Below are 23,787 nucleotides of genomic sequence, written 5' to 3' on the forward strand. Positions count from 1 at the left end.
CGGATGAAAGTGTAAGCGGTTACACGACACGGCACCGAAAAGACATGGAGACATCCGCAATGAGCGAAACCTCGGCAGTCCCCGTCGCTCCGCCGCGCATCAAGCGTGCGCAGCAGATCGCACTCACGCTTCTGATGATCAGCGGCGTCGTCAATTACCTCGATCGCGGCACGCTCGCCGTAGCCAACGCCTCGATCCGGGCGGACCTCGGGTTGTCGCTGAGCCAGATGGGCGTGCTTCTTTCGGCGTTTTCGTGGAGTTACGCGCTGTGTCAGTTGCCGATCGGTGCGTTGGCCGACAGGATCGGACCGAGGCGTCTGCTCGGCCTGGGACTCATCGTCTGGTCGCTCGCGCAGGCGGCGGGGGGACTCGTGTCGACGTTCGGCTGGTTCATCCTCGCCCGCATCGCACTGGGCATCGGGGAAGCGCCCCAATTTCCCTCGGCGGCCAGAGTCGTCGGCAACTGGTTCCCGCTGCGAGCACGCGGCACGCCCACCGGAATCTTCAACTCCGCATCGCCGCTGGGCACGGCACTGGCACCGCTCCTGCTGTCGATTCTCGTCGTCTCCTTTCACTGGCGCTGGGCATTCATCGCGACGGGCGCTGTTGGACTCGCTGTCGCCGTGGTCTGGTTCATCCTCTATCGCGACCCGGTGCGTGCGCAACTTTCGCCCGACGAATGCCGCTACCTCGATGCCGACGCTCAGGAAGTCGTCACGCAATCGAACGTGACGTTTGCCGACTGGCGCAGCCTGTTCCAGCATGGCACCACCTGGGGCATGTTGATCGGCTTCTTCGGTTCCGTTTATCTGAACTGGGTCTACCTGACCTGGCTGCCCGGTTATCTGACGGCCGAGCGACACATGACTCTCATGCGTACGGGCGTTGCCGCATCCGTTCCGTTCTTTTGCGGCTTCCTGGGCGCATTGTCGGCCGGTTGGCTCTCCGATCTCGTCGCGCGCAAAAGCCGCTCGACCGTGATCGCACGCCGCAATGCGGTCGTCATCTGTATGCTCGGCATGGTGGTGTTCACGATTCCGGGTGCGCTCGCACAAAGCAATATCGTCGCGCTCGCCTGCATTTCGGTCGTGATTTTTCTGGCGAACGCCGCCTCGGCCTGTTCCTGGGCGCTCGCCACGGCGGCGGCGCCGCAAAGCCGCATTGCCTCGCTCGGCGCGATCCAGAACTTCGGCGGCTTCATTGGCGGCGCGCTGGCGCCGGTCCTCACGGGCGTCATCGCACAGAAGTGGTCGTTCGTTCCGGCGCTGCTGACCGCCGCGGTCATCGCCTTCGTCGGCGCGATGGCGTACCTGCTGCTCGTCAATAAGCCGATCCCCGAACACGAGTCCGGCGCCGCCAATGTGCCGCTGCCGGCCTGATCGGGCGACAAGCCCGCACTCAACCTCAAGGAGAATCACATGCAGAACGCTCGACGCGCCGACACGACGATAGAAGGGATCGTGCCGGTCATGTTGACTCCGTTCGACGAGTCCGGCGAAATCGACTACGGCGGACTCGAGCGGCTCATCGAGTGGTATTTGCAACATGGCGCCGATGCTTTTTTCGCGGTGGCGCAATCGAGCGAGATGCAGTTTCTGAGCCTCGCCGAGCGCGCGGATCTGGCGCGCTTCGTGGTCGATCGCGTTGCGGGGCGCGTGCCCGTCGCCGTCTCGGGGCACATCAGCCATGCACCGCAGGCGCAGTACGAAGAATTGAAGGCGGCAGCCGAATCGGGCGCGGACGCAGTGGTGCTCGTCACCAACCGGCTCGATCCCCATCGCCAAGGCGCACAGGCTTTCCGGGAGAACCTCGAGCGGCTACTGTCGCGTCTGCCGTCCGATTTGCCACTGGGGCTTTACGAATGCCCGGCGCCGTACCGCCGGCTACTGACCGACGAGGAACTGTCCGTTTGCATCGATTCGGGGCGGTTCGTGATGCTGAAAGATGTCAGTTGCGATCTGGGCGTCTTGAAGCGGCGCATTGCGCTGGCGAGCGGCTCGCCGCTCAAGATATTGAACGCCAATGCGGCCATTGCATGGGACGCAATGAAAGCGGGATCGGCCGGTTTTAACGGCGTTTTTACGAACTTTCATCCGGATCTTTACCGGTGGCTCAGAATGTCGGCGCACACGGCGCCCGAGCTGGCGCAGGAGTTGTCCACGTTCCTCGTCGTCTCCGCCGTATCGGAATCGCTCGGCTATCCTGCGCTCGCGAAGATTTATCACCAGCGCATCGGCACGTTCGGCTCGATTCGCTGCCGCGCGATCGACTACGACGTCCGCGAACGCTTCTGGGCGCTCGATGCCGTGCTCGACAGTATCGTTTCGGGCACGGAGCATTTTCGAGCGCGCATCGCTGCTCTGAAATAAGCAGCGAGGCCTGCACGCGCAGCGTTCAACGGCTGGGCGTAGCGCTCATACGCTGCGATAGGGCGACAAAAAGCCGGACTGAAGAGTCCGGCTTTTTGCTGTTCCCCCGCAACCGGTGGTCAGCCGGCCTCCGCCATGCACTTCTTGACCGACGACGTCTTGGCGGCGCCATGCAGCGGTTTGCCGTCCTTTCCGACTGCCTTGCTTTCACACTGGGCGCTCATGGACTTCTTGGCATCGCGCTCGCATTTCTTCATGAACGAGGCTTTGGCGGCGCCGCTGAGGGGCTTGCCGTCCTTGCTTACTGCCTTCGACTCGCAATCTCCGCCTTTCATCGTACTTGCGGCGGCAGCAGGGGCGGCCGGCGCCGAAGCAGCGGTTTGAGCCAGTGCGACACCTGTGGCGAATATGCTGACGATAGCTGCCGCGACAAACTTTTTGAACATGACCGTCTCCTCATCGAATAGCGCGAAGCCGATTGCTTCAATCCGTAAACGGCGCCGAAGCCAACCGGTTGACCGGAAAGCGCGACAAGTTAGCGTGGTGGAGTGGCGTCGCCTGCTTTCCTGCGCATCTCATCGAGCATCTGGTCGGTGACTTCCTCGTCGAGGCCCAATGCGTCCACAGCAAGATAGAAGTCGAAGGGAGAGACGAGCCCGGAATCTTTGGCCAATGAAAATATCGCCAAATCCAGTTTCTCCGCGCGGCCAGGTCCCGGGAAAAGCGTGCATGCGCCCTTCCACAGCAGCGTGCGCCCCATCGGATCGTGATCGTAGGCGACCTCGACGAGCGGGACGAGAGCACTGTTGAAATAGCGCGAATCCGGCACGGTCTGACCGGTCGAATCCAATTCCAGCTCCGGCAATTGCATACGTTCGAACGTGATGTCGGCCATCACCTGAGGCAGCCGGCGTGTATCGGCTCGTTGGGTCAACGCCGAAACGACTTGACGCAGGAGATCCGCGTCCTCGCGCGAATGGGCAGATTGTCCGATTGCGTCCAGCAGCCGCTCTCTCAGTGCGTCGATTTGAACGGTGCGCAGCCCCCCGCACATCGATTCGAGGGCTACGAGCTTGTCCCAAATCCCGCTCACTGGAGATTGCGGTTGCCCCGGTTTGGTCCCCACGAGCGAATCGACGGTCAGCTCATGCACGACCTCGTCAATTTCGCGCATTTGATCAGCGGAAAATACGGCATCGCTTGCGGCCGATCCGCCCCCCGAGGCTCGGCGTGGCGGCGCGCTGGCTCGAGACGTGGACCCGGACGAAGATATCTGTTGAAGGTCGCTCAAGCCGCCCGTCGCGGCGGGGCGCCGTGCCGCGACAGGCGGCGTCTCGGGCTGCGTTGAGCCGGAACCCGGTTGGTTCGGAGCGCGTTCGGGCCAACCCGAGCCGCTTGCATTCGTTCTGGGCAACCCATTCATGTTCACTTCCTTTTGGCTTCGGAGAGGCGGGAATGTGGACGCGGAAGTGGTTACCGCGAAACAACGCAGGCCTGAATGCCGCTCGCAATCGCCCCCGATAAGCGATCGATCGTCTCCGGGCGCGCGAGGCGCGCTTCCTCGTCGGGGTTGACGATGACCCCGGCTTCCACGAGGACCGCCGCAATGGGCGCCGTGCGCAGCACGACGAGGTCGTCGAACCGATGAATGCCGAGATGGGCGTCGATGAGGGGCCGGTTCTCCCCGCGTATTGGCTGCGCGTGATAAAGCGAGGGCATTTCGCCCGCGGCCAGCAATTGGCCAGCGATAGCCCGCGCGCAGTTCAAGCTTTTCGCATAGGCGGGATTGCGCTCGGAGACAAAAATCGCAAAGCCGCGGAATTCCCGTTGCCGTCCCGCGTCGATGAACGGCTGCTGAATCGAATCGTGATGGATCGAGACGAACAGGTCTGCGTCGGGGGCCTGCGTCGAACGTGCGCTTAGCGCGATCTCGCGGCCGTCGGCCGCCGTGCGCATGACGCGGTCGCCATCGGCGTGTAAGCGCTCCGCTACGGCCGCCGACAGATCGAGGTTGTAGCGGTATTCGACGCGCCCGCTCGCACCGGTTGCGCCGGGGCGGGCAGGCGTATGGCCGGTATCGATCACCACATAGGGCATCCGCGAAGCGCATAGCGCAACGGAACCGTGGAAGAACGCAAGGCAAACGAAGATCGTCTGCGCGGCTCGTAGGCGCGCACTGTTTTTGAAGTTCATGTGAATCGACACGGCAAGGCTAGGCCGAACGCATTGAGTCAAGGGTGACGTGGATTATCACATTCATATCGGACACCGTTCGAAACCCGCTTCGCCAAGGTCCCTCTAATTTCGCCCCGCGCGTAGCGTGCACGACTCGCCCGTTGGTTCAATGAACACGACGTTCATGAATTACACGAGGCATCGATGTCGAGATTGAGGCTGTCGCTACCCGTACTGCGCAGAACAAGCGCGCCCGCCGACGAAGCTGCTTCGAACGGGCGCACCTCAGCGCAGCAAAGTTCCCCGCCATTGGCGAACCCCGGGCAGCCGAATGCCGGTCGCAGCCGCGAGCGCAATCCCATGCTCGGCAGGATGTCTACGGCTGTGCGCGGTGCGCGGGTAGCGGCCGCACCGGCGCCGCGCAATGCACCGCCGTCTCAGCCGCTCGTCATTCGGGAACCCTCTTCGGAACCGGTTCCCTTACCGCGCGCGGTCTCGGGCAAGGGCAAGGCACCCATGTTCGATGAACATGGGCCGGAGCTCGCGGGCATCGAGCCAAACGTCGTCGACCGAGAGGGCGTTGCCAGCACATCGGCATCGGTCACCCCGGCCAAGCGCTATCAAGCCCATCCGGGCGGGGGATGGGGCATGTCGATACTGCTGGGCATCGAGCCGCTGGCTTCGCCGCGGATCGGCTCCGACGGTTTGCGGCTCGCGCTGACCCGATCCTCTCAGGCAGGCAGCGCAAAAGCCGATGCATTGTTGACGCAGCTTGCAGGCGTCGCATCCCACCCTGACGTGGGACCGGCGCAAGCGCCCAGCGCCAGCCCCGCCGAACTCGGTATGCGACTGGCACGCGGCGACATGGCCGCGCTCGCGCCACTCCTGACGCTGACCGCGCGCGTGCACAGCAGTGCGAGAGCCGCAACCGAGACATCGGCCGCCGGCGCGATGGCAGCTCTGGCTTTGAGTGGCAATGACGGCACTCGGACGCTGGGCGCCCGACTGCAAGAGGCCGTCGATCACCTCGATGAACTCGAGCTCGCGCTCGACTTCGCGCCCGACGACGGTGACGGGGTGGCCCGCGCACGCGCGCAACTGGAGGCCGCTCGCGCGGCCCTCGACGCCATTCAGGCGGACTCGGTCCATTGCACATTGCAGCGCGCCATCGACACGCACGAGCTCATGCCCGAAGCGTCGGTGATCGGCGAACTTGCGATGCTGGGCACGCTGCGCCCCGCGCTGCTGGACTCGAGCGACAGCGGCCGTGACCGCCTGGGGCAGGAGGCATCGCGACTCGCCGACGGTCTGCGTGCGATGATGGCCGCATCGGTCGACGGTGAGCATGCGCTGATCCGCGAAGCTGGCGGTGCGGCCCTCAGTGTGTCGTCCGTGTTGACGGGCGCCGCTGAGCGCGTGGCCGAACTCCGTGACGATATGCCGGTCGGCCCCGCTCGGCATGCGCTTGCCGGTTTGTCCGCGGAGCTTGCTTCGGCGCAGACATGGCTTGCCGATGGTCCCGCTCGGGAGCCCGTGCCGCGTCGCGCTGCGCAACTCGTACCTACGCTTGCTTCGCCGTTTCGGGCGACCGTCGCAACCGATGCTGCGGCAGTGGCCGAGCACAGGAGCGAACTGACACGACAAAGGACCGCGCTCGCTCAGTTGCCGAAGCTGGCCGCACGGCTGTCCGCACAGTTGCCTTCCGGCACTTCGCCTGCCGAGCGCGATCGGGCGCTCAACGATGCAATCGCGAATGAGATACGCCGCTCGCTCGGACCGCATACGCCGCTCGATACGCGCATTGAACTCGCTCGCGTCGCCATGCACTTTGCCGCGGGCGGCACCGTCGAGCAGCAGCGGCTCGCACGCATGCTCACGAGTGCCGCGTTGGACACGGAGCGGCCAAGCGTCGACCAGATCCAGCAAACAGTCGGCACATGGGGCCGCGCCGCGCGCGTTCACGCGCTGCACGATCGTCTAGGCGACATCGCGGCCGAGCTCACGCCTGCGGAAGGAGCGGCTTTCGTTGGGACGCTCGAGCGCACCTGGGTTCTCGATACCGCGCCTCGCCAGATGGTTTCCTTGCGAGATGTGGCGCGCGCCGTCATATCGCGGCAACGGCCCGCGGCATTCGCGCAAGACCGGGCGATCAATTGGCCCGCCGACCCGAAATGGCTGGCGAGCACCCGGCAGCGCTCGCGCATCGTCGATGACTACTTGAACCAATGCAGCGGGCCGCGCGGTGCCGACGCCCGCTCGGCGATCGAGGGGATCGTCGACAATCGCACGGCGTTCAAGCAAATCCTGGCCCTGGCGTCGGACATGGACGCATTGCGGGGACATCGTCATCATTTCGTCAGCTTTGCCAAGGCCCTCTTAGCGGGGGATGACGACCGCATCGAAAGCGGCAACCGGCCTGCCGTCGAGTCAGCGCAGCGCTACGAGATGCTGCATGCGTTGATTGCCCAGCTGCCGGCGTTCGGGACGGCATCGGGCGATCGCCAAACGGTGGCCGACGTCATGATGCTGGTGCTCCAGCAACTCGAAAAGCGCCATCTCCTACCACATCACAAAGCGCGGCTCGCGAAAGAACTGATCGAGGTCACCGGACATTTGGCCACGAGCCGCTACAGTGGGAGCGATGCCCATCAATCGCACGCGCTCGATGCGATCAAGGCAGGCCTGGCTCATTTGCGCGGCGGCGCACTCGCGTCGCTGCTGCAGGAGCTGCTCCTGTCCAGGGAAGGTTGGAGTGCCGAGCGCGGCGCACACAGTTTATTGCCGCGATCCCGCGGCCAAAAGCGCAGCATGGGATGGTCGGCCGTCTTGCCGCCGATCACCGTCGCCGCGGGCGCCACTGTTGCATGGCGAACCGCCGTCGGACGCAGCAGCCCCAAAAGCAAAGCGCTCGACGTGGCACTCGACGCACTCGAACGCGATGTCGCCTGGAACCTCCGAGAGCGTACGACGCAAAGCGCTGCATTCCTGCCCCTCTATCGCGAATTGCTGCGTTCGCTGTCGACTACGGCCGAGCAAGGCGATGCGAAATCGAAGACCCACCTTGCACGCGTGCTGGGCTGCATCGTACAAGGCACGTTGCCCACGGAAATCGACGTGCGGCAGCGCGATCAGCTCTTTTCGCAGGTGATGGGCGACGATCCCACATGGCGCGCGACGCTCGTGAAAACGCTGACCGCGGCTGTCAAGGAACGAAAAGGTGCGGCCAGTACACCGCTGGCGCGGATCCATGCGGCGCGCTATCTGCAAAATCTCCTGGCCTGCGGCACCGGGGGGCTCGGCGACGCCGAACGCAAAGCGGCGCAGGCCGCGATCGATCGGGCGGTGGCAAGCAAATCGGCCAACTGGACCGACGCCACACAACGCTCGGTCCTGTTGGCGATGATCCGCGAAGCACAACGCGACGGTATGCCGGTACGGCCCGAAGCCGCGAGTGTGGCCGCGGCCAATCTATTGCTCGGATTGCGCCCGCAAACGTTCATCGAAGACGCACGTGAAGCGGCGTCGACGGTGCCGCCGCTGTTGCAGCTCTACCCGCTGCTCGACGAGCGGTCGCGGGCCGGGTTCAGAACCGCGCTGCACAATATTGCGCCCGAGGTGCCGGCGCCGAGGGGGCCGGCTGCACGCAATCAACTGCCGCTGCTGAGTTTCGCCACGAGCCTTGCGCGCTTCAAGGGCAGCGCCCAGGCTGCCGAGGAACTCACCGGATTGCTTAAAGCGGTGTGGCCGCGCTTGAACGACACTAATCAGCAAGCCGCATTGCACGACATGTTCGAGGCGTACGACGAGGCGACGCCCGAGGCGCGCGACGCTTTGCTGTCGGTCGTCGCCCAGCTCGAGGACGAACGCCACTTCGTCAGCGGAGCAATTGCGCTCCTTGCGAACGCTCTGCCGTCGACCGCCTCCGAGACCACGTCACACGAGACACAAGCCCGCCGCGTCGTCGATACGGTGTTGAGCCGGATTCCTGATTTGTCGGACGAAGCGCTATCGGACCTCGCGAGTCATATCGTGCGCGACAGCGGCCCTGCGCGGCAACCGCTGATCGATGGTTTCCTCGCTACGGCGGGCCGCCTCGAACCTCGATCGCTTGCCGAAGTGCTAAGCGCGGAACTCGATCGTCTTGGCACGCTGTCGGCTACGGAAATTGCAGCCGCCGCAAACGGATGGCGCGCGATGGCCGACGCAATGGACGACAGCAAGGCCACTCAGCGCGATACGCTGCGGCTCTTTGCGAACGTTGCGACCGGGGCGCGCAGCGATGCCGAGGCGGATCGAGTGGTGGAGGGCGCCGCTATGGTCGTAGCGGTCCCGGCCGCGGCCGCGAGCCAACTGCTGGCCGTACTGCCCACGCTGCCGAGCCGGATGCAGGCCACTGCACTGCGCTACATCTCGGGCGAAGGCGCACCGGCCGACATCCGCGATTCGGTCGTCGATAATCTGTTCCGCGATTTTGCGACGGCCGATGCTGCACGCCGCACGCTCGCCATCGAACTCGGCGGCCCGACCGCCGTCGGCCGTGCGCTCGAGGCGTTGGCGACGGCATTCGGCGCGCCGCAGTTGCACAATGGCACCGCGGTGACGCGCCCCGATCTCGACCAGCCTTTCCTCGCCTCCGGCGGGCCCGACGGCTCGTTGCGGACGCTCCGCTCGGCGCTGATGGCCCCGCAACGCCGTCCGCAGGAGATCGCCGTTGCGCTCGAGGCGATGGCGGACCGGTTCCAGGCGCTGCCGCTCGCCTATCAGCGGCAATTCCGGGAGCTGTTCGAGGAGCGCGGCCGGCAACTGCCCGATGCGTTACGCGGGCGCGTGATCACCACGCTCGCGCTGGCGAATCCCTCGCTTGCTGAAAAAGACGAATTCTCCGCGATTGGCCGCGAGCTGCTCGACCGTCATCGTGCCGACGGCGTGCCCGGGGTTGCTGCCGTGCGTCTGGTCGGCGGCAGGATAAACAATGCCGATGCCGCACTCGCCGCTCTGCGGCGCACGCGCCTATCGTCGTTGAAGCCTGCTCAAGTCCAGTCGCGCAACCCCGATTCCACCGCTGCCGCGAGCCCGAGCGCCGGATAGACAGTATCGACGGCCGCGAGATCCGCTCGCATTTCGGCGATCAACCACTCGCGGACTTCGGCGACGATCGGCCGCAGCGGCTTGCCAGGGGCCCACGACAAACAGCACATTCGATTCGTCACGAGCAGTTCGTCCTCGGCGGGCACGAGGGCGTGCTGCGCGAGCCAGTGCATGACCACGCTGACCCACCCTAGCGCGATTCCCTGGCCGAGCAGTGCGGCCTGGAGGACGATGGCGTAGTCGTTGAAGCTCAACACGCCGCTCGCATGACGCGTCTCGTTCCTGAACGCTGCGAAACGCGTGTGCCAGCCGCGCTCTTCGTCGTCCATCACGATGACTGTATCGCCATGCGCATGCCATTCGTCGGTGCGCGCCATGTCGCGATAGCGCGGATTGCAAACGGGCAGCAATATCTCCGGCATGACCGGCACGCTGTTTTCGCGCATTTCACCCTGCTGCACGAAGCGCATGCCAAGGTCGACATCGCCGAGCGGCCCGCCGATGCGGCCCGAGATCAGCTGAAAACGCAGATCGACCGAGGGAAACGCCTGATTGAGCCGGCTCATCCGCGGCATCAGCCAGTGTGTCGTGAAGGCGGTGGAGACCGACAGCGTCACGGGCTCGACGCCGGTTGCACGCGCTTCGATCTCCCGAATGGCATCCTCGATTCCGTTCAATCCCTCCGAAATCTTCCGATACAGGATGCGGCCGTTTTCGGTCAGCTCAATTCCGCCATGCACGCGCTCGAACAGGCGCACGCCGATGTGGTCCTCCATGCGCGACAGCATACGGCTGACGGCCGGTTGGCTCACATACAGCTCTTGCGCCGCGCGCGTGAAATTCCCGCAGCGCGCGGCGGCTTCGAAGACGAATAGCGCATTCGCGCTGGGCAGTTTTCTGCGTAAGCTTGGCATGACCTGATGTTATGCCCAATCCAACAATTTGGGAATTGCCGCCAAAAAGACCGGCGCCTATATTTCCCACATCGCAGGCTGACATGAGCGGGAGACAACGATGGATGCACGAGCGAAAGCGGGCGTATCGATTCGATCCGCGGCGAAGCGTTATGGCCCTGTGGTAGCACTCGACGACGTCTCGCTCGATGTCTCTCAGGGTGAGTTCGTGTCGCTGTTGGGCCCGTCCGGCTCCGGCAAGACGACGCTGCTCGGCATACTCGGCGGGTTCGTGCAGCCCAGTTCCGGCAGTGTGTGGGTGGGCGAACGCGATATTACATTTGCGCCGCCGCACAAACGCAACATCGGGATGGTCTTCCAAAGCTACGCGCTCTTTCCTCATATGAGCGTCGGCGAAAACGTGGCGTTTCCGCTGCGTGCCCGCCGCGAGGCGAAGTCCGGCTGGGCGGCCAAGGTGGCCGAAGCGCTCGCGATGGTCGAGTTGCGCGGCTACGAGAACCGGCGCATCAGCGAACTTTCGGGCGGCCAGCGGCAGCGCGTCGCGCTCGCCCGCGCGATGGTGTTCGAGCCGCAATTGATTCTCATGGACGAACCGCTCTCGGCGCTCGACAAGCAATTGCGCGAGACCATGCAGCTCGAGCTGCGGCGGCTTCATCGCCGGCTCGGTGCGACGATCGTCTATGTCACGCACGACCAGCGCGAGGCGCTGACGATGAGCGACCGTGTCGCCGTATTGAAGGACGGCAGGCTCGTGCAAGTCGATACGCCCGAACGCCTCTACGACCGGCCTTGCAATGCCTTCGTCGCGAGCTTCATCGGCGAGGCGACGCTGTTGCCCGTCGCGCGTGCGGGCGCCGACGCGGTGACGCTCGGCGATACGGTGCTCCGTACCGCTTATCCGTTGCCGAGTGCGGGCGCGCTGCTGCTCGCCGTCCAGACGGAAAAACTCGTAATCGACACAGGCGATGCACCGCCCGACGCCAATCGACTCACCGCGCGCGTGACGGAGGTGCTGTACCAGGGCGAAAGCCTGCGCGTATTCGCGGCGCTCGCGGATGGCACGACGGTCAGCCTGCGCCAGCCGGGTAATCATGCCGCGCGGCAGCGTGTGCCGCCGCCGGGCGCATCGGTATCGGTGGTGCTGTCGCCGCGCGACACCATCGTCGTAGCTGCGTAAGCAGCCAGCGCGTACTCGCGTACGCCTTTTCATCTTCGATTTTGTCTTTCACCCAACCGCAACGCCATCAAGGGATGAACTCATGAAGCTCACTGATTTCAAGGTGCTGACATTCGATGTGGTCGGCACACTCATCGACTTCGAACGGGGTGTACTCACGTCGGTGCGTCGCCTCGGCGGTCCTGCCGCGAAAGATCTGACCGACGACCAGATCTTCGAGCCGTACATGCGCGGCCGCGCAGCGTTCCCCGGGCGCTCGAGCCATGCGATGGCGAATGTCTATCTGGGTCTCGCCAAGGAGTTGGGCCTGCCCGACGACGCACAATCCGCCGCGGCATTCCAGCGCGACGTGCTCGATTGGCCGGCATTCCCCGATTCCGTCGAGGCGCTCAAGCGGCTGCGCAAGCACTTCCGGCTCGTCGCGATGACGAATGCGGACCGCGTCGCGTTGTCGGCGTATGCGCATACGCTGGGCGATCCGTTCGACGATTCCGTCTGTTGCGACGAAACCGGCGTCGCGAAACCCGATCCGCAATTCTTCGCGTACAACCGGGGCCGCCAGGCGGCATTCGGGTATAAGTTCCGCGACATCCTGCATACCGCGCAAAGCCAGTACCACGATATCGGCATCGCGACGGAACTGGGCTACGCCACCTGCTGGATCGAACGCCGCCGCGATCAGAAGGGATTCGGCGCGACGCCCGTGCCGCGCAAGGTCACCACGCCGACGTTCTGCTTCCCGACGCTCGCCGCGCTGGCGGACGCGGTCGAATCCGAACTCGCCACGGCTTGATCATGCTCGCGCCGCTCGCTTCGACGTCGCCGCAGCCGGATTCGTTGTGGCGCCACCTCGCCGCACGCACCGGCACGCTCGATCTGCCGGTCGGAGCGGGGCAGCTCGCCAGCGACCTGCAGACCGAGGTCGCGATTGTCGGTGCCGGCTATTCCGGTCTCGCGGCCGCGTATGCCTTGAGCCGGCGCGGCGTACCGTGCGTCGTGCTCGACGCAAACCCCGTCGGCTGGGGAGCGAGCGGCCGTAACGGCGGTGTCGTGTCTTCGAAGTTCCGGTTGTCGTTCCCGTTCATCGCTACGCACTACGGGCTCGATGTCGCCAAGCGCATGCACCGGCTCGCACATGAGGGAGTGCGCGTCGTCGAGTCGTTCGTCGACGAGTTCGCCATCGCGGGTGCCGAATTCGAGCATACGGGCAGTCTGCGCTGCGCGCATACCGAGCGCGCGCTCGCGGCCTGCATTGCCGAGGCCGATTGGGTGCGCACGTCGCTCGGGGATCGGACGATGAAGCCGCTCACGCGCGCGCAGACCGAGGAGGAAACGGGTTCGAAGGGCTTCGTCGGCGGCGTATTGAGCGAGGACGCCGGTACGATCTTGCCGCTCGAGTATGTACTCGGCATCGCGCGCGGCCTGGCGGCCCGCGGGGTGGCGATCCACGAATCGACGCCCGTGGTCGCGATGGAGCGCACCCGGGGCGTGCCGGGTGTCGTATTGCGCACGCCGGCAGCGACGGTGCGCGCGAAGCAGATGATCGTCGCGACGAACGCCTATTCAGGCATCACGCAGGCGACGAGCGCGTATCAGCGCGAACTCGTGCCGTTTCGCAGCGCGATGATCGCCACGGAGCGGCTGCCGGCAGCGCTCGACGCGAAGCTGATGACGGCGCGGCGCAGTTATACCGAGACGCGCCGGATGATGAAGTGGTTTCGACGCGCCGACGGCCGCATGCTGTTCGGAGGCCGCGACGCATTCGGCAAGGAAGGGCAGAACACGGGCTTCGAGGCATTGCGGCGCGCCATGATCGCGCTCTTCCCGGATCTGGCGGGCGTGCCCATCTCGTTTCGTTGGTCGGGCTACGTCGGCATGACGTTCAATGCGCTGCCGCACGTCGGCCGCAGCGACGACGCGACTGTCTTCTGCCTCGGCTACAACGGCGCCGGCATCGCGATGGCGAGCCTCGTCGGCCAGCATGCGGCCGCGCTCGCGCTCGGCGAAACACCCGATCTCGCGCTCCTGGCGCAAGACGGGCTGCGGCCGGTCCCGCTCCATTCGCTGCGCGCGCCGGGTGTCAGGCTCGTCGCCGCGTGGTACCAGTTTCTCGATGCGGTGGGGGTATGATGACGACTGTCAGGGGAATCGTTTCGGAGGGCGAATTGATACGGCCGTCCGACGCCGATACAGCACAGCGCTATCAGCGGCGCGAAGACCGCGCAATGCTGTTCTTGATGGCACCCGCGCTGGCCATCGTCACGGTATTGCTCGTCGTGCCGCTCGCGTGGCTGTCGTGGCAGTCCATTCGTCAAGACGGCGGGTTCACGCTCGCGAACTACCGGCGCATTTTCAGCGGCACTTATCTCGACACTTTTGCGCTGACGTTCAAGCTGAGCATCATCGTGACGGGCGTGACGCTGCTGCTGGGCTATCCCGTGGCCTATCTGGCCGCATCGGTTCGACCGAGGCTGGCGGCGCTCATTCTAGGGATGGTGATCCTGCCGTTCTGGACGAGCGTGCTCGTGCGCACCTACGCATGGCTCGTGCTATTGCAACGCACCGGTCTCGTCAACAAGGCGTTGCTCGCATCCGGCCTCATCGATCATCCGGCCCGGCTCGCCTACAACCAGTTCGGCACGATCATCGCGATGGTCCATATTCTGTTGCCGTTCATGGTGCTGCCGCTTTACTCGGCGATGCAGAAAATCCCGACGAGCCTGTCTCAAGCGGCGTCGAGCCTGGGCGCTTCGCCCACCCATGCGTTCGTCCGCGTATTCCTGCCGCTATCGATGGGAGGCGTCGTTGCCGGTGTCACGCTCGTATTCGTGCTCTGTCTCGGCTTTTACATCACGCCGGAGCTGATGGGCGGCGGCAAGTCGATCATGGTGTCGATGGTCGTGAGCCGTAATGTCGAGATCTACAACAGTTGGGGGGCCGCAAGCTCGGTGAGCGTCGTGCTGCTGCTTTGCGTGTTCGCGATCTTCTATGCGGCGAGCCGTGTCATTCCGCTCGACAAGACCCTGGGGGCAAAATGAAACCCAATCCGCTCGCGCGCGGGATGCTGATCGCATCGGTTGTGCTGATCCTCGCGTTTCTGATGATTCCGGTGCTGATCGTCGTGCCGCTGTCTTTCTCCGATACACGGTTCATGACGTTTCCGCCGCCCGCGCTGTCCCTGCGGTGGTACGAGGCGTTTTTCGGCAATCCCGACTGGCTTGCGGCCGCACGCACCACGCTCGCGGCGTCGTTCTTCGCGACGGCCATCGCGACGCCGGTCGGCGTGGCGGCGGCGTACGCGATCGAGCACGGCACGCATGCCTGGATCCGGCGGCTGCGGACCGTGTTGATGTTGCCGCTGATGGTGCCGATCATCATCGTTGCCGTCGGCGTGTTCTTCGTTTATTCGAAGCTCGATTACGTCAATACGCTGGGCGGGTTGATCGTCGCCGACGCGATGCTCGGCTTGCCGTACGTGGTGATTTCGGTGGGTGCGGATCTGCGCTCCTTCGACCATGCGCAGGAAATGGCCGCGCGCAGTCTCGGCATGAACCGGCTGCGCAGTTTCCTGGCCGTCACGCTTCCGCAAATTCGCTCCAGCGTTGTGTCCGGTGCGGTTTTCGTCTTCATTCAGGCACTCGATGAAACGGTCGTCGCGTTGTTCGTCTCGGGCGGCCCGAACCAGACGCTCACCCGCCGGATGTTCGTGACGCTGCGCGACGAGATCGATCCGACGATTGCCGCGATCAGCACCATGCTGACCGCGCTTACGCTGACGCTCGTGCTGATCGTCGTCATCAGCCGCCGCGGCGGCGTCGCGCAAGCTGCCCGCGCCTGAGCATTCCCGACATAGCGAGATCCGACCGGAACCCTTATGAACAATGCATTGAAGTTCTATATCGACGGCGAGTGGGTGGCGCCGGCGGGCAACGCACGACTCCCCGTCATCGATCCGTGCACCGAGACACCATTCTCCGAGATCGCGCTTGGCGACGCGCGCGACGTCGATCGCGCTGTTGCCGCGGCCCGCCGGGCATTCACGACGTTCTCATTGACCGACCCGGCCGAACGGATCGCGCTCGTGCGCCGGATTCTCGATGCCTACCTCGCACGCTACGACGAGATCGCCGACACCATTTCCCGTGAGATCGGCGCGCCGCGACCGTTCGCGCACGAATGGCAGGCAGGGCTCGGCCGTCGTCATCTCGAGGAGTTGCTGCGCACCTGCGAGACATTCGCATGGCAGCGCAGCAAGGGAACGACGCTCGTGCGCTACGAGCCCGTCGGGGTCGCGGCGCTGATCACGCCATGGAACTGGCCGATGAATCAGATCGCCAGCAAGGTGGCACCCGCGCTCGTTGCCGGCTGCACGATGGTGCTCAAGCCAAGCGAGGTTTCTCCGCTGAATGCCGTGCTGTTTGCCGAGGTGCTCGATGCGGCCGGCGTGCCGCCCGGGGTGTTCAACCTCGTACAAGGCGACGGCCCGACGGTCGGTGCGGCGTTGTGTTCGCATCCGGGGATCGACATGGTCTCGTTTACCGGTTCGACGCGCGCCGGCGTGCAGATCGCGACGCTCGCGGCGCCGAGCGTCAAGCGCGTGCACCAGGAGCTTGGCGGCAAGTCGGCGAACCTCCTGCTCGACGACGTCGATTTCGAGACTGCCGTGACGAAGGGTGTGAACAGCTGCTTCAGCAACAGCGGGCAATCGTGCAACGCGCCGACGCGGATGCTCGTCCCCGCAGCGCGTCACGAAGAGGTGCTCGAGATCGCCTCGCGCGCGGCCGCCGCACATTGGGTCGGACCGGCCGACGCCGCCGGTACGACGATGGGCCCCGTCGTCAGCAATGTGCAGTTCGAACGCATCCAGCGCTTGATTGCGGCCGGCATCGAAGAAGGTGCAAAGCTGGTGACGGGTGGGCTGGGCCGCCCCACCGGCCTCGAGCGCGGCTATTACGTGCGGCCGACCCTGTTCGCCGATGTGCGGCCCGATATGACGATTGCCCGCGAAGAGATCTTCGGCCCCGTGCTGGCGATACTGCCGTACCGCGACGAAGAAGAGGCGATCTCGATCGCGAACGATACCCCGTACGGTCTTGCCGCCTACGTGCAGTCGCGCGACATCGAGCGTGCGCGTCGCGTCGCGTTCCGCATGCGTGCCGGCAGCGTCTATCTGAACTACCCCGCATGGGACCCAGGATCGCCGTTCGGCGGCTACAAGCAATCCGGCAATGGGCGCGAGTATGGGGAATGGGGGATTGAATCGTTCCTCGAGGTCAAGGGTATCGTCGGGTACGGCAGCCGAGACGCGGTGCTCGGCTAACGCACTGCCCGCAGCATATCCGCGATGCGCTCGGCAATCATGATCGTCGGCACGTTCGTGTTCGCGCATGGAATCGACGGCATCAACGACGCGTCGCAGACATAGAGCGCCTCGACGCCGTGCACTGCGCCGTCCGGGCCTGTCACCGAGAGCGGATCGTCGGCTGCGCCCATCCGGCAAGTGCCCGCCGGATGCCATGTGCCGCCGACCGACTGTTTGACGAAGGCGGTCAGCGCCGCATCGTCGGCAAGCAGCGCATCGAGCGCGATCCCTTGCGTAATGACTTGCTCGATCAACGTTGCCCGCAGCGGCCCCGCGATGTCGAGCAGCGCGCTCAGTGCGCCGCGCTGCACGGCATTCCATCCGCTGGGTCGCGCGAGCGCTGCGACGCGCGGCGAATAGCTCGTGGCAAAGCGCGGGCCGAGCCGTGCGGCGAGCAGGGCGTCTGCAAGCGTTGCCGCTCCGAACCGCATAGCGTCTTTGAGCCGCTCCAGATCGCGGGGATCCGACAGCATTGAAAAATCGACCGTTGGCTCGTCATCAGCCCGCGCGGACGCGAGCGTCACGCGGCCGCGCGAATACGACTTGTTGACCCAGAAGAACATCGTGCCGAGCCGATAGCCGACCGAGTGCCAGCCCGAGCGCGACAGGATCGCGCCGTGCATATCGCCCGCAGGCGTGCCGGACAGTCCCGACGAGTAGCGGACGATGGCCTGCTCGTGATGCTCGTCCGGAAAGGGCGTGCGCATCGTGCGCGGCAGGAAGGCCGATACCGCGATGGACGGATGTTCCATCAGATTGCCGCCCACGCCGGCACGCGCCGCAATGACCTCGATGCCCAGCCGCGCCAGATCGTCGGCCGGACCGATCCCGCTGCGCATCAGCAGCGCCGGGCTATGGATCGCGCCCGCGCAGACGATGACATGCCGTGCGCGTGGTGCCATGAGCGTGCCGTCGGCAAGGCGTATCTCGGCGCCGGTTGCGCGGCGCCCGTCGAATCGCACGCGCTCGACGAGCGCGTCGGTGTGCACTGTGAGGTTCGGCCGCGGGCGGGCGGCTGCATCAAGGTAGCAAATCGAAGTGGGGATCCGCTCGCCCGTCTCGCTGACGGCGATCACGCCGGCAAATACGCCGTCCTCCCATGGCCCGTTCTGATCGTCACGCAGGGGATAACCGCGGCGCGCGAGTGCGGCGACGACACCGTGCACGAACGGCGATAGCCGATCCGCGGTTGCGCGTCGGACTCGCAGCGGCCCGTTCGTACCGTGCAGCGGACCGGTGAAATCGCAGTCGGTTTCCAGCGCCCGAAAATACGGCAGGCAGTGTGCCCAATCCCAGCCCGATGCCCCCAATTCCGCCCATTCGTCGTAGTCGGCGGGCGCGCCGCGGTTGGCCATCAGCGCATTGATCGCGGAGCCTCCGCCCAGCAGCCGCGCCTGTTCGTAGCGGCGCCGGGCGGCCGGCGCGCTCATGCGAGCCTGTAACCGCCGCCAGATGTTGCGCGTGTCCAGATACGCCCGGCCCGGATACCGGCTGCGAATGTCGGCGGGCATCGACGCGTACGTGAGATCGCGGCCCGCCTCGACCAGGCATACCGTTTGGTTCGCGTTCTCGCTGAGCCGCGCGGCAAGCACGCAGCCGGCGGAGCCGCCTCCGAGTATCAGGTAGTCGAACACAATCGAAGAGCAGAAAAAAAGCGCCGCAAGCGGCGCAGTTGGAAAGGGAAAGCACTCGGCATCGGCGGTGCGCAGCCCGCACTGACGAGCGTTTCGGGTATTACTGCTGCATGAACTTGAGCCAGCGTGCCTTCGCCTGGACGCCGGCATCGGACGCCCACCATTCCTCCGACATCAGCGCCTGTTTGCTTGCGTTCTCGGGCGAACTGGGCAACTCGCTCGCGCGTTTCGCCGAAATCTTGCCCGTCTTGTATGCGGCGGGATTGCCTGGGCCGTAGTCGATATAGGTGGGCAGATTGGCCTGCAGCTCGGGAGACTCCGCGGCGTCGATAAAGCGTATCGCATTGGCCAGATTCGGCGCATTTTTGAGCACGCAGAGCTGTGTATTTTGGAGAATCCCGTCGTTGTAGGTGAAGGCGATATCGGGATTGTCCTTCGCGACGGTGCTCGCCCGGCCATTCCAGATCATTTCCATGTCGACCTCGCCGTCATGCAACAACTGCGCGGACTGGCCGCCCGAAGTCCACCAGACGGCGATGTCGGGCTTGATTTGCGCGAGTTTCTTGAATGCGCGATCGACATCGAGCGGATAGAGCTTATTCCGGGGCACACCGTCCGCCATGAGCGCCGCTTCGAGCACCGTCTGCGGATCGTTGCGCAGCGCGCGCGTGCCGGGGAAACCCTTGACGTTCCAGAAGTCGGCCCAGCTTTGCGGGACCTTCTTCACGGTCTTCTTGTTATAGCCGATCACGGTGGAATAGAACTCGTACGCGACCGAGTAGGGCGTCCGGTATTTCTCGGGAACCGCCGCCGCGTTCGGCATTTTCGAAAAGTCGAGCTTTTCGAGCAGCCCCTCGCGACCGCCGCGCAGGCAGTTGGATGTAGGCGTGTCCACGACATCCCAGATCGGCTTGCCCGTTGCGCCTTGCGCCTTGATTTGCGGCCATGCGTCGGGAATGCTGTCCTGCTTGATCGTGATGCCGAGCTCCTTCGCGGCCGGATCGAGGATCGCCTTGGTCTGGGCTTCCTGATAAGCGCCGCCTTGCGAGACGAAGGTTATCTGTCCCGCGGCGAACGCAGGTGCGGTGCCCGCGCACCCGATCGAGAGTGTTATGGCAACCGGGCACAAGGTCTTCAATTTGATCACGGCTCTTCCTCGACGCAGTAAGGGAAAACACTGTCCGTGGCGGGTTCGTCAACGTTTCCGCACGGCGGCCCGGAGCAGGTCCAACATCCGGTTGCTTCGAATATAGTGAGCCAATTTCGTGGCCACAACGCCGAAATTGTTTGAGTCGGTATGACTTGATGTAATGCCCGCTTGCGGGTCATGCAAATCGACGCGGGGCAGGCGACTCGTCGAATACGGCAGATGCGTCGGGACATCACTGTCGGCGAGGTTCTGCCGTAGACCCACGAATGACGAGCTGGGGTGCCGAAGTATGAACGACAGTCGAGTCCGTCGCGCGTCCGCTCATTAGATCGATGAGCAGACCGATTCCCTTTTCCGCAAGTTCGGCCGTGGGAATAGCCACGGTAGTCAGCCCGGGCCGCGATTGTCTGGCCGGAACGATGTCCGTAATACTGACGATCGAAAGATCGTCGGGTACCGAGTATCCCAAGTCCGCGGCCGCGTTCAACACACCCAACGCAGGAAGATCATTCGATACGAACAACGCCGTCAGGTCGGGGCGAGAAGACAGCAGTTCCGTGGCAACGCGATATCCGTCCTCGAAGGAGTCCTCCGTGAAACGTTCATCAGCCGCCACGCGACGAATCTTCGCTTCACGCATGACCTCTCGATAACCCGCATAGCGAGCCCGGTGAATGCCATTTTTACGGCTGCCGATGATGGCGCCAATGCGCCGGTGTCCCAGTTCGACGAGGTGGCTCGCCGCAAGCTTCGCGGCAGCTTTGGCGTCGAATGTCACGCACGGAATGCCGGGCGGCTCGTCAGGCAGTTCCCACACCGATATGGCAACCGGAATGCCGCGCCGCTGGAGCTTGCGCAGCTCCTCTATCGGCAGCTCCCCGAAGTTCGCGACGAGCACCCCGTCGGATAGAGAACCCGCGACCTGCTGCAGAAAGCTCATCCCGCGATCCGGCTCGTGATCGGTGTTGCACACGAGTAGATGGCGCTCATGCTTGAGCGCGGACAAATTCGCGGCAAGCGTGAATTCCGGATAGAACGGGTTCGTAATGCAACTCAGCATCAATGCGAGCGTCGGAGCTTTGCGCTCTACGAGCGCGCGCGCCGTCAAGTTGGGGCGGTAGCCTTGTCGTTCCACGGCCTCGAGTACGCGCTGTCGTGTCTCTTTCCCGACGCGCCCCCGTCCACGCAGCACATTCGATACCGTCATGACCGAGACGCCGGCGTCCTCCGCTACCTCTCTGATTGTGACGGCCGGGGTGAAATGTCTGCTGCTCATGGCGGGTGGTTTCGTAGCGGGCGCCGAAAATTGCGCGACGCCACATTCAATAGGCGCGGAGAAAGGTTGTCAACTCGCGCTGGGTAGAAAACCTATTGCGTCGAAAAAAAATCCCGCGTAGAGTCCGGTCGGACAACAGGTAAGGTTACATCCGGACGGCCTCGCGGCCTTTTTTAAACGCCCGATGATGTAACGTTAAATCATATTGGACGGAGACATGGCGGCCATCTCACTGAAAGGCGTGGCGAAGGCATACGGCGACCACGCGCCCGTACTGCGCGGAATCGATCTCGATATCGGCGAGAACGAGTTCTGCGTTTTCCTCGGTCCATCCGGCTGCGGCAAGTCGACACTGCTTCGCATCATTGCCGGCCTCGAAGATGCCACATCGGGCGACGTACAAATTGGCGGGCGCCTCGTCAACGCGATACCGCCGGCCAAGCGAGGCGTGGCGATGGTCTTCCAGAGCTACGCCCTGTTTCCTCATATGACGGTCGAAGAGAACATGGGGTTTGGTTTGAAGCTGTCCGGACTGCCCGCCGGCGAGATCGCAAGCAAGGTTCAAACGGCGGCCAAAACCCTGCAACTCGACGCGTTGCTGAAACGAAAGCCGGCCGCGCTCTCCGGCGGGCAGCGTCAGCGTGTTGCAATCGGTCGTGCCATCGTACGGGAGCCCGGTGTGTTCTTGTTCGACGAACCGCTTTCGAACCTCGACGCCATGCTCCGCAGCCAGACGCGCGTCGAAATCGCCAAACTTCATCGTCAGTTCGCACAAGCGAGCACAGTCTATGTGACACACGACCAGGTCGAGGCGATGACTCTCGGAGACAAGATCGTTCTACTGCGTGCCGGAAAAGATGCCGAGCGATTCGGGAGCATTGCCCAGGTCGGCTCCCCCCTCGACCTTTATCACCGTCCGAACAGTCGTTTCGTTGCCGAATTCATCGGCAGCCCCAAGATGAACTTCCTTGGCGCAACCGTCCATTCGTTGAGCAGCGACGGGATTGTCGCAAGGCTGGACAAGTCCGACGACGATGTGCTGGCCAAAGTGGACGCCTCTTTCCTGCGCGTCGGGCAACCGGTGCAACTCGGCATCCGCCCCGAGCACTTCGACTATGTGATCGATAGCGGCGACGAGAGTGAGGAAGGCTCGAACGGCACGATGCAAACACTTCGGCGCAAAGTCACACTGGTCGAGCGCCTGGGTGAACACAGCTATCTACATCTCGAGGACCCGGCCGCCGGGACCACCGTTGTCGTGAAGCAACCCGGCGACGCGAGCTATCAGCCCGGCACGCGTGTCGCGGCTCGCTTCGACTCGAGCGCTTGCCACGTATTTGCCGCCGACGGCAGTGCAGTACCGAAGCTTCAATAAAACAACCTCCGGAGACATCCATGAACCGAATCATTGCACTTTCAGTGCTGAGTGCCGCGCTGTCCATCGCTACCTCCGCCAGCGCTGGCACGCTCCAATTGAACATCGCTTTCAAGGGAGCGGAGACGCGTGCGGTCTGGGAAAACCTGATCAAGCAGTTCGAGCAGGCCAACCCAGGGGTGACGACCAAAGTCGCTTTCGTCGAAGAGGAAACATACAAGGTTCAACTTCCGGCATGGCTGACGTCGGTGTCTCCGGACGTGATCAATTGGCATGAGGGCGAGCGCATGGCCTACTACGCGAAACGCGGCCTGCTCGACGATCTGTCGGCCGACTGGCAAAAGAACGATTGGAATACACAGTTCGCGTCACTGAAGACTCCATCCTCGTACAACGGCAAGCAGTATGCGATGCCCACCCAGTACTTCGCGTGGGGCGTCTACTATCGAAAAGACCTGTTCGAGAAGGCCGGAATCAAAGGCGAACCCACGACCTGGCAAGCCTTTCTCGACGATTGCAAGAAGCTCAAAGCCGCCGGTATTGCGCCGATCGCGGTGGGCGGCCGCGATTCGTGGACGCTTGCTGCGTGGTTCGATTATCTCGACCTGCGCATGAACGGCTACGACTTCCACATGAAGTTGATGAACGGCGAGATTCCCTATACCGATGCGCGCGTAAAGAATGTGTATCTGGCCTGGAAGACCCTGATCGACAACAAGTACTTCATCGACAATCCGCTTTCCTATAGCCTCGACTCCGTCCAGCCGCTCTACAGCCAGGGCCAGGCGGCCATGATGCTCATGGGAACGTTCCTGTCCCCGGGGCTGCCTCCGGCTACGAAAGCCCAAACCGGCTTCTTCAGGTTCCCAACCGTAGATCCGAAAGTCACACCGGCGGAGGATGGGTCGGCCGAATGCCTGAACATTCCGATGCGGGCAGCCAACAAGGCCGATGCACGCAAGTTCCTTGCGTTCATCGGTCAACCGGATAACGATGCGGCGCTTGCCAAAGGAGTCGGTACGTTGCCCGCCAATAACAAGGCGGCGATGCCCGACGATCCCATCGCCAAGATCGGTTTTCAAATCCTGTCAGGAACGACAGGCGGTGTGGCTCAGTTTTACGACCGGGATATGACCAAGGAGATGGCCGACGAAGGAATGAAGGGGATGCAGCGATTCGTCAGCGATCCCTCGAAGCTCGACGAGATTCTCAGCCACCTCGAACAGACGCGCAAGCGCGTCTACAGCAAGTCCTGATCACGCGAGGG

General features: G+C 64.0%; 18 protein-coding genes. 11 read left to right on the forward strand and 7 right to left on the reverse strand.

The features are described 5' to 3' along the window. Positions 1 to 59: 59 nt before the first annotated feature. Together ACR9ZC_RS02720 and ACR9ZC_RS02725 are read left to right on the forward strand one after the other, a co-directional pair. Entirely contained in the window at positions 60 to 1,379 is a 1,320-nt protein-coding gene (locus ACR9ZC_RS02720; RefSeq protein ID WP_481579014.1) for an MFS transporter, read from the forward strand. 39 nt (positions 1,380 to 1,418) lie between these two features. Then, positions 1,419 to 2,369 (forward strand): dihydrodipicolinate synthase family protein, encoded by a 951-nt coding sequence (locus ACR9ZC_RS02725; protein WP_481579015.1) that lies wholly within the window; start codon positions 1,419 to 1,421, stop codon positions 2,367 to 2,369. 119 nt (positions 2,370 to 2,488) lie between these two features. Here the strand turns inward: ACR9ZC_RS02725 and ACR9ZC_RS02730 are convergent, their stop codons facing one another. The 3 genes from ACR9ZC_RS02730 to ACR9ZC_RS02740 form a co-directional block, all read right to left on the reverse strand. Next, the gene (locus ACR9ZC_RS02730) at positions 2,489 to 2,815 is read right to left on the reverse strand and encodes a hypothetical protein (RefSeq protein ID WP_481579016.1); all 327 of its coding nucleotides are present in this window, start codon (positions 2,813 to 2,815) and stop codon (positions 2,489 to 2,491) included. A gap of 89 nt (positions 2,816 to 2,904) precedes the next feature. Beyond that, positions 2,905 to 3,543 carry a hypothetical protein gene (locus ACR9ZC_RS02735; protein ID WP_481579017.1) on the reverse strand — a complete coding sequence of 213 codons (639 nt, stop codon included), beginning with the start codon at positions 3,541 to 3,543 and terminating at the stop codon, positions 2,905 to 2,907. Positions 3,544 to 3,842: 299 nt separating this feature from the next. Beyond that, complete coding sequence (locus ACR9ZC_RS02740) at positions 3,843 to 4,562, reverse strand: N-acetylmuramoyl-L-alanine amidase family protein (protein ID WP_481579018.1); 720 nt, start codon at positions 4,560 to 4,562, stop codon at positions 3,843 to 3,845. A gap of 186 nt (positions 4,563 to 4,748) precedes the next feature. On the opposite strand from ACR9ZC_RS02740, the gene ACR9ZC_RS02745 reads away from it, so the two are divergent. Next, a complete protein-coding gene (locus ACR9ZC_RS02745) occupies positions 4,749 to 9,632 on the forward strand; it encodes a hypothetical protein (RefSeq protein WP_481579019.1) in 4,884 nt (1,627 codons plus the stop codon). Here ACR9ZC_RS02745 and ACR9ZC_RS02750 read toward each other — a convergent pair. Next, positions 9,575 to 10,546, reverse strand: a complete 972-nt coding sequence (locus tag ACR9ZC_RS02750) for a LysR family transcriptional regulator (protein WP_331568148.1) — start codon at positions 10,544 to 10,546, stop codon at positions 9,575 to 9,577. The genes ACR9ZC_RS02745 and ACR9ZC_RS02750 overlap by 58 nt on opposite strands. Positions 10,547 to 10,646: 100 nt before the next feature. Between ACR9ZC_RS02750 and ACR9ZC_RS02755 the strand changes: the two genes are divergently transcribed. The 6 genes from ACR9ZC_RS02755 (at position 10,647) to ACR9ZC_RS02780 (ending at position 17,043) form a co-directional block, all read left to right on the forward strand. After that, the gene (locus tag ACR9ZC_RS02755; RefSeq protein ID WP_481579020.1) at positions 10,647 to 11,723 is read left to right on the forward strand and encodes an ABC transporter ATP-binding protein; all 1,077 of its coding nucleotides are present in this window, start codon (positions 10,647 to 10,649) and stop codon (positions 11,721 to 11,723) included. An 82-nt stretch (positions 11,724 to 11,805) separates the two neighbouring features. Beyond that, positions 11,806 to 12,516, forward strand: a complete 711-nt coding sequence (locus ACR9ZC_RS02760) for an HAD-IA family hydrolase (RefSeq protein ID WP_481579021.1) — start codon at positions 11,806 to 11,808, stop codon at positions 12,514 to 12,516. Between the two features lie 2 nt (positions 12,517 to 12,518). Continuing rightward, a complete protein-coding gene (locus ACR9ZC_RS02765; RefSeq protein WP_481579022.1) occupies positions 12,519 to 13,853 on the forward strand; it encodes an NAD(P)/FAD-dependent oxidoreductase in 1,335 nt (444 codons plus the stop codon). Next, positions 13,850 to 14,761, forward strand: a complete 912-nt coding sequence (locus ACR9ZC_RS02770; RefSeq protein ID WP_481579023.1) for an ABC transporter permease — start codon at positions 13,850 to 13,852, stop codon at positions 14,759 to 14,761. Before ACR9ZC_RS02765 ends, ACR9ZC_RS02770 begins: the two co-directional genes overlap by 4 nt. After that, entirely contained in the window at positions 14,758 to 15,561 is an 804-nt protein-coding gene (locus tag ACR9ZC_RS02775; protein ID WP_481579024.1) for an ABC transporter permease, read from the forward strand. The genes ACR9ZC_RS02770 and ACR9ZC_RS02775 overlap by 4 nt, the downstream gene beginning before the upstream one ends. A 36-nt stretch (positions 15,562 to 15,597) precedes the next feature. After that, positions 15,598 to 17,043 (forward strand): aldehyde dehydrogenase family protein, encoded by a 1,446-nt coding sequence (locus ACR9ZC_RS02780; protein ID WP_481579025.1) that lies wholly within the window; start codon positions 15,598 to 15,600, stop codon positions 17,041 to 17,043. On the opposite strand, the gene ACR9ZC_RS02785 is transcribed toward ACR9ZC_RS02780, so the two are convergent. The 3 genes from ACR9ZC_RS02785 to ACR9ZC_RS02795 form a co-directional block, all read right to left on the reverse strand. Continuing rightward, positions 17,040 to 18,719, reverse strand: coding sequence for a GMC family oxidoreductase (locus tag ACR9ZC_RS02785; protein WP_481579026.1), 1,680 nt, complete (start codon positions 18,717 to 18,719; stop codon positions 17,040 to 17,042). The two genes, ACR9ZC_RS02780 and ACR9ZC_RS02785, sit on opposite strands and share 4 nt — an antisense overlap. A 100-nt stretch (positions 18,720 to 18,819) precedes the next feature. Then, a complete protein-coding gene (locus ACR9ZC_RS02790; protein ID WP_481579027.1) occupies positions 18,820 to 19,866 on the reverse strand; it encodes an ABC transporter substrate-binding protein in 1,047 nt (348 codons plus the stop codon). A gap of 235 nt (positions 19,867 to 20,101) precedes the next feature. Beyond that, on the reverse strand, positions 20,102 to 21,145 hold the full coding sequence (locus ACR9ZC_RS02795) for a LacI family DNA-binding transcriptional regulator (RefSeq protein WP_481579028.1): 1,044 nt from the start codon (positions 21,143 to 21,145) through the stop codon (positions 20,102 to 20,104). A 217-nt stretch (positions 21,146 to 21,362) separates the two neighbouring features. Here ACR9ZC_RS02795 and ACR9ZC_RS02800 point away from each other — a divergent pair, with 217 nt between their 5' ends. Next, positions 21,363 to 22,520, forward strand: a complete 1,158-nt coding sequence (locus tag ACR9ZC_RS02800; RefSeq protein ID WP_481579029.1) for an ABC transporter ATP-binding protein — start codon at positions 21,363 to 21,365, stop codon at positions 22,518 to 22,520. Positions 22,521 to 22,540: 20 nt separating this feature from the next. Next, positions 22,541 to 23,776 carry an ABC transporter substrate-binding protein gene (locus ACR9ZC_RS02805; RefSeq protein ID WP_481579030.1) on the forward strand — a complete coding sequence of 412 codons (1,236 nt, stop codon included), beginning with the start codon at positions 22,541 to 22,543 and terminating at the stop codon, positions 23,774 to 23,776. Positions 23,777 to 23,787: the final 11 nt, after the last annotated feature.

The sequence above is a fragment of the Trinickia sp. HAY1-2D genome (assembly GCF_056754935.1).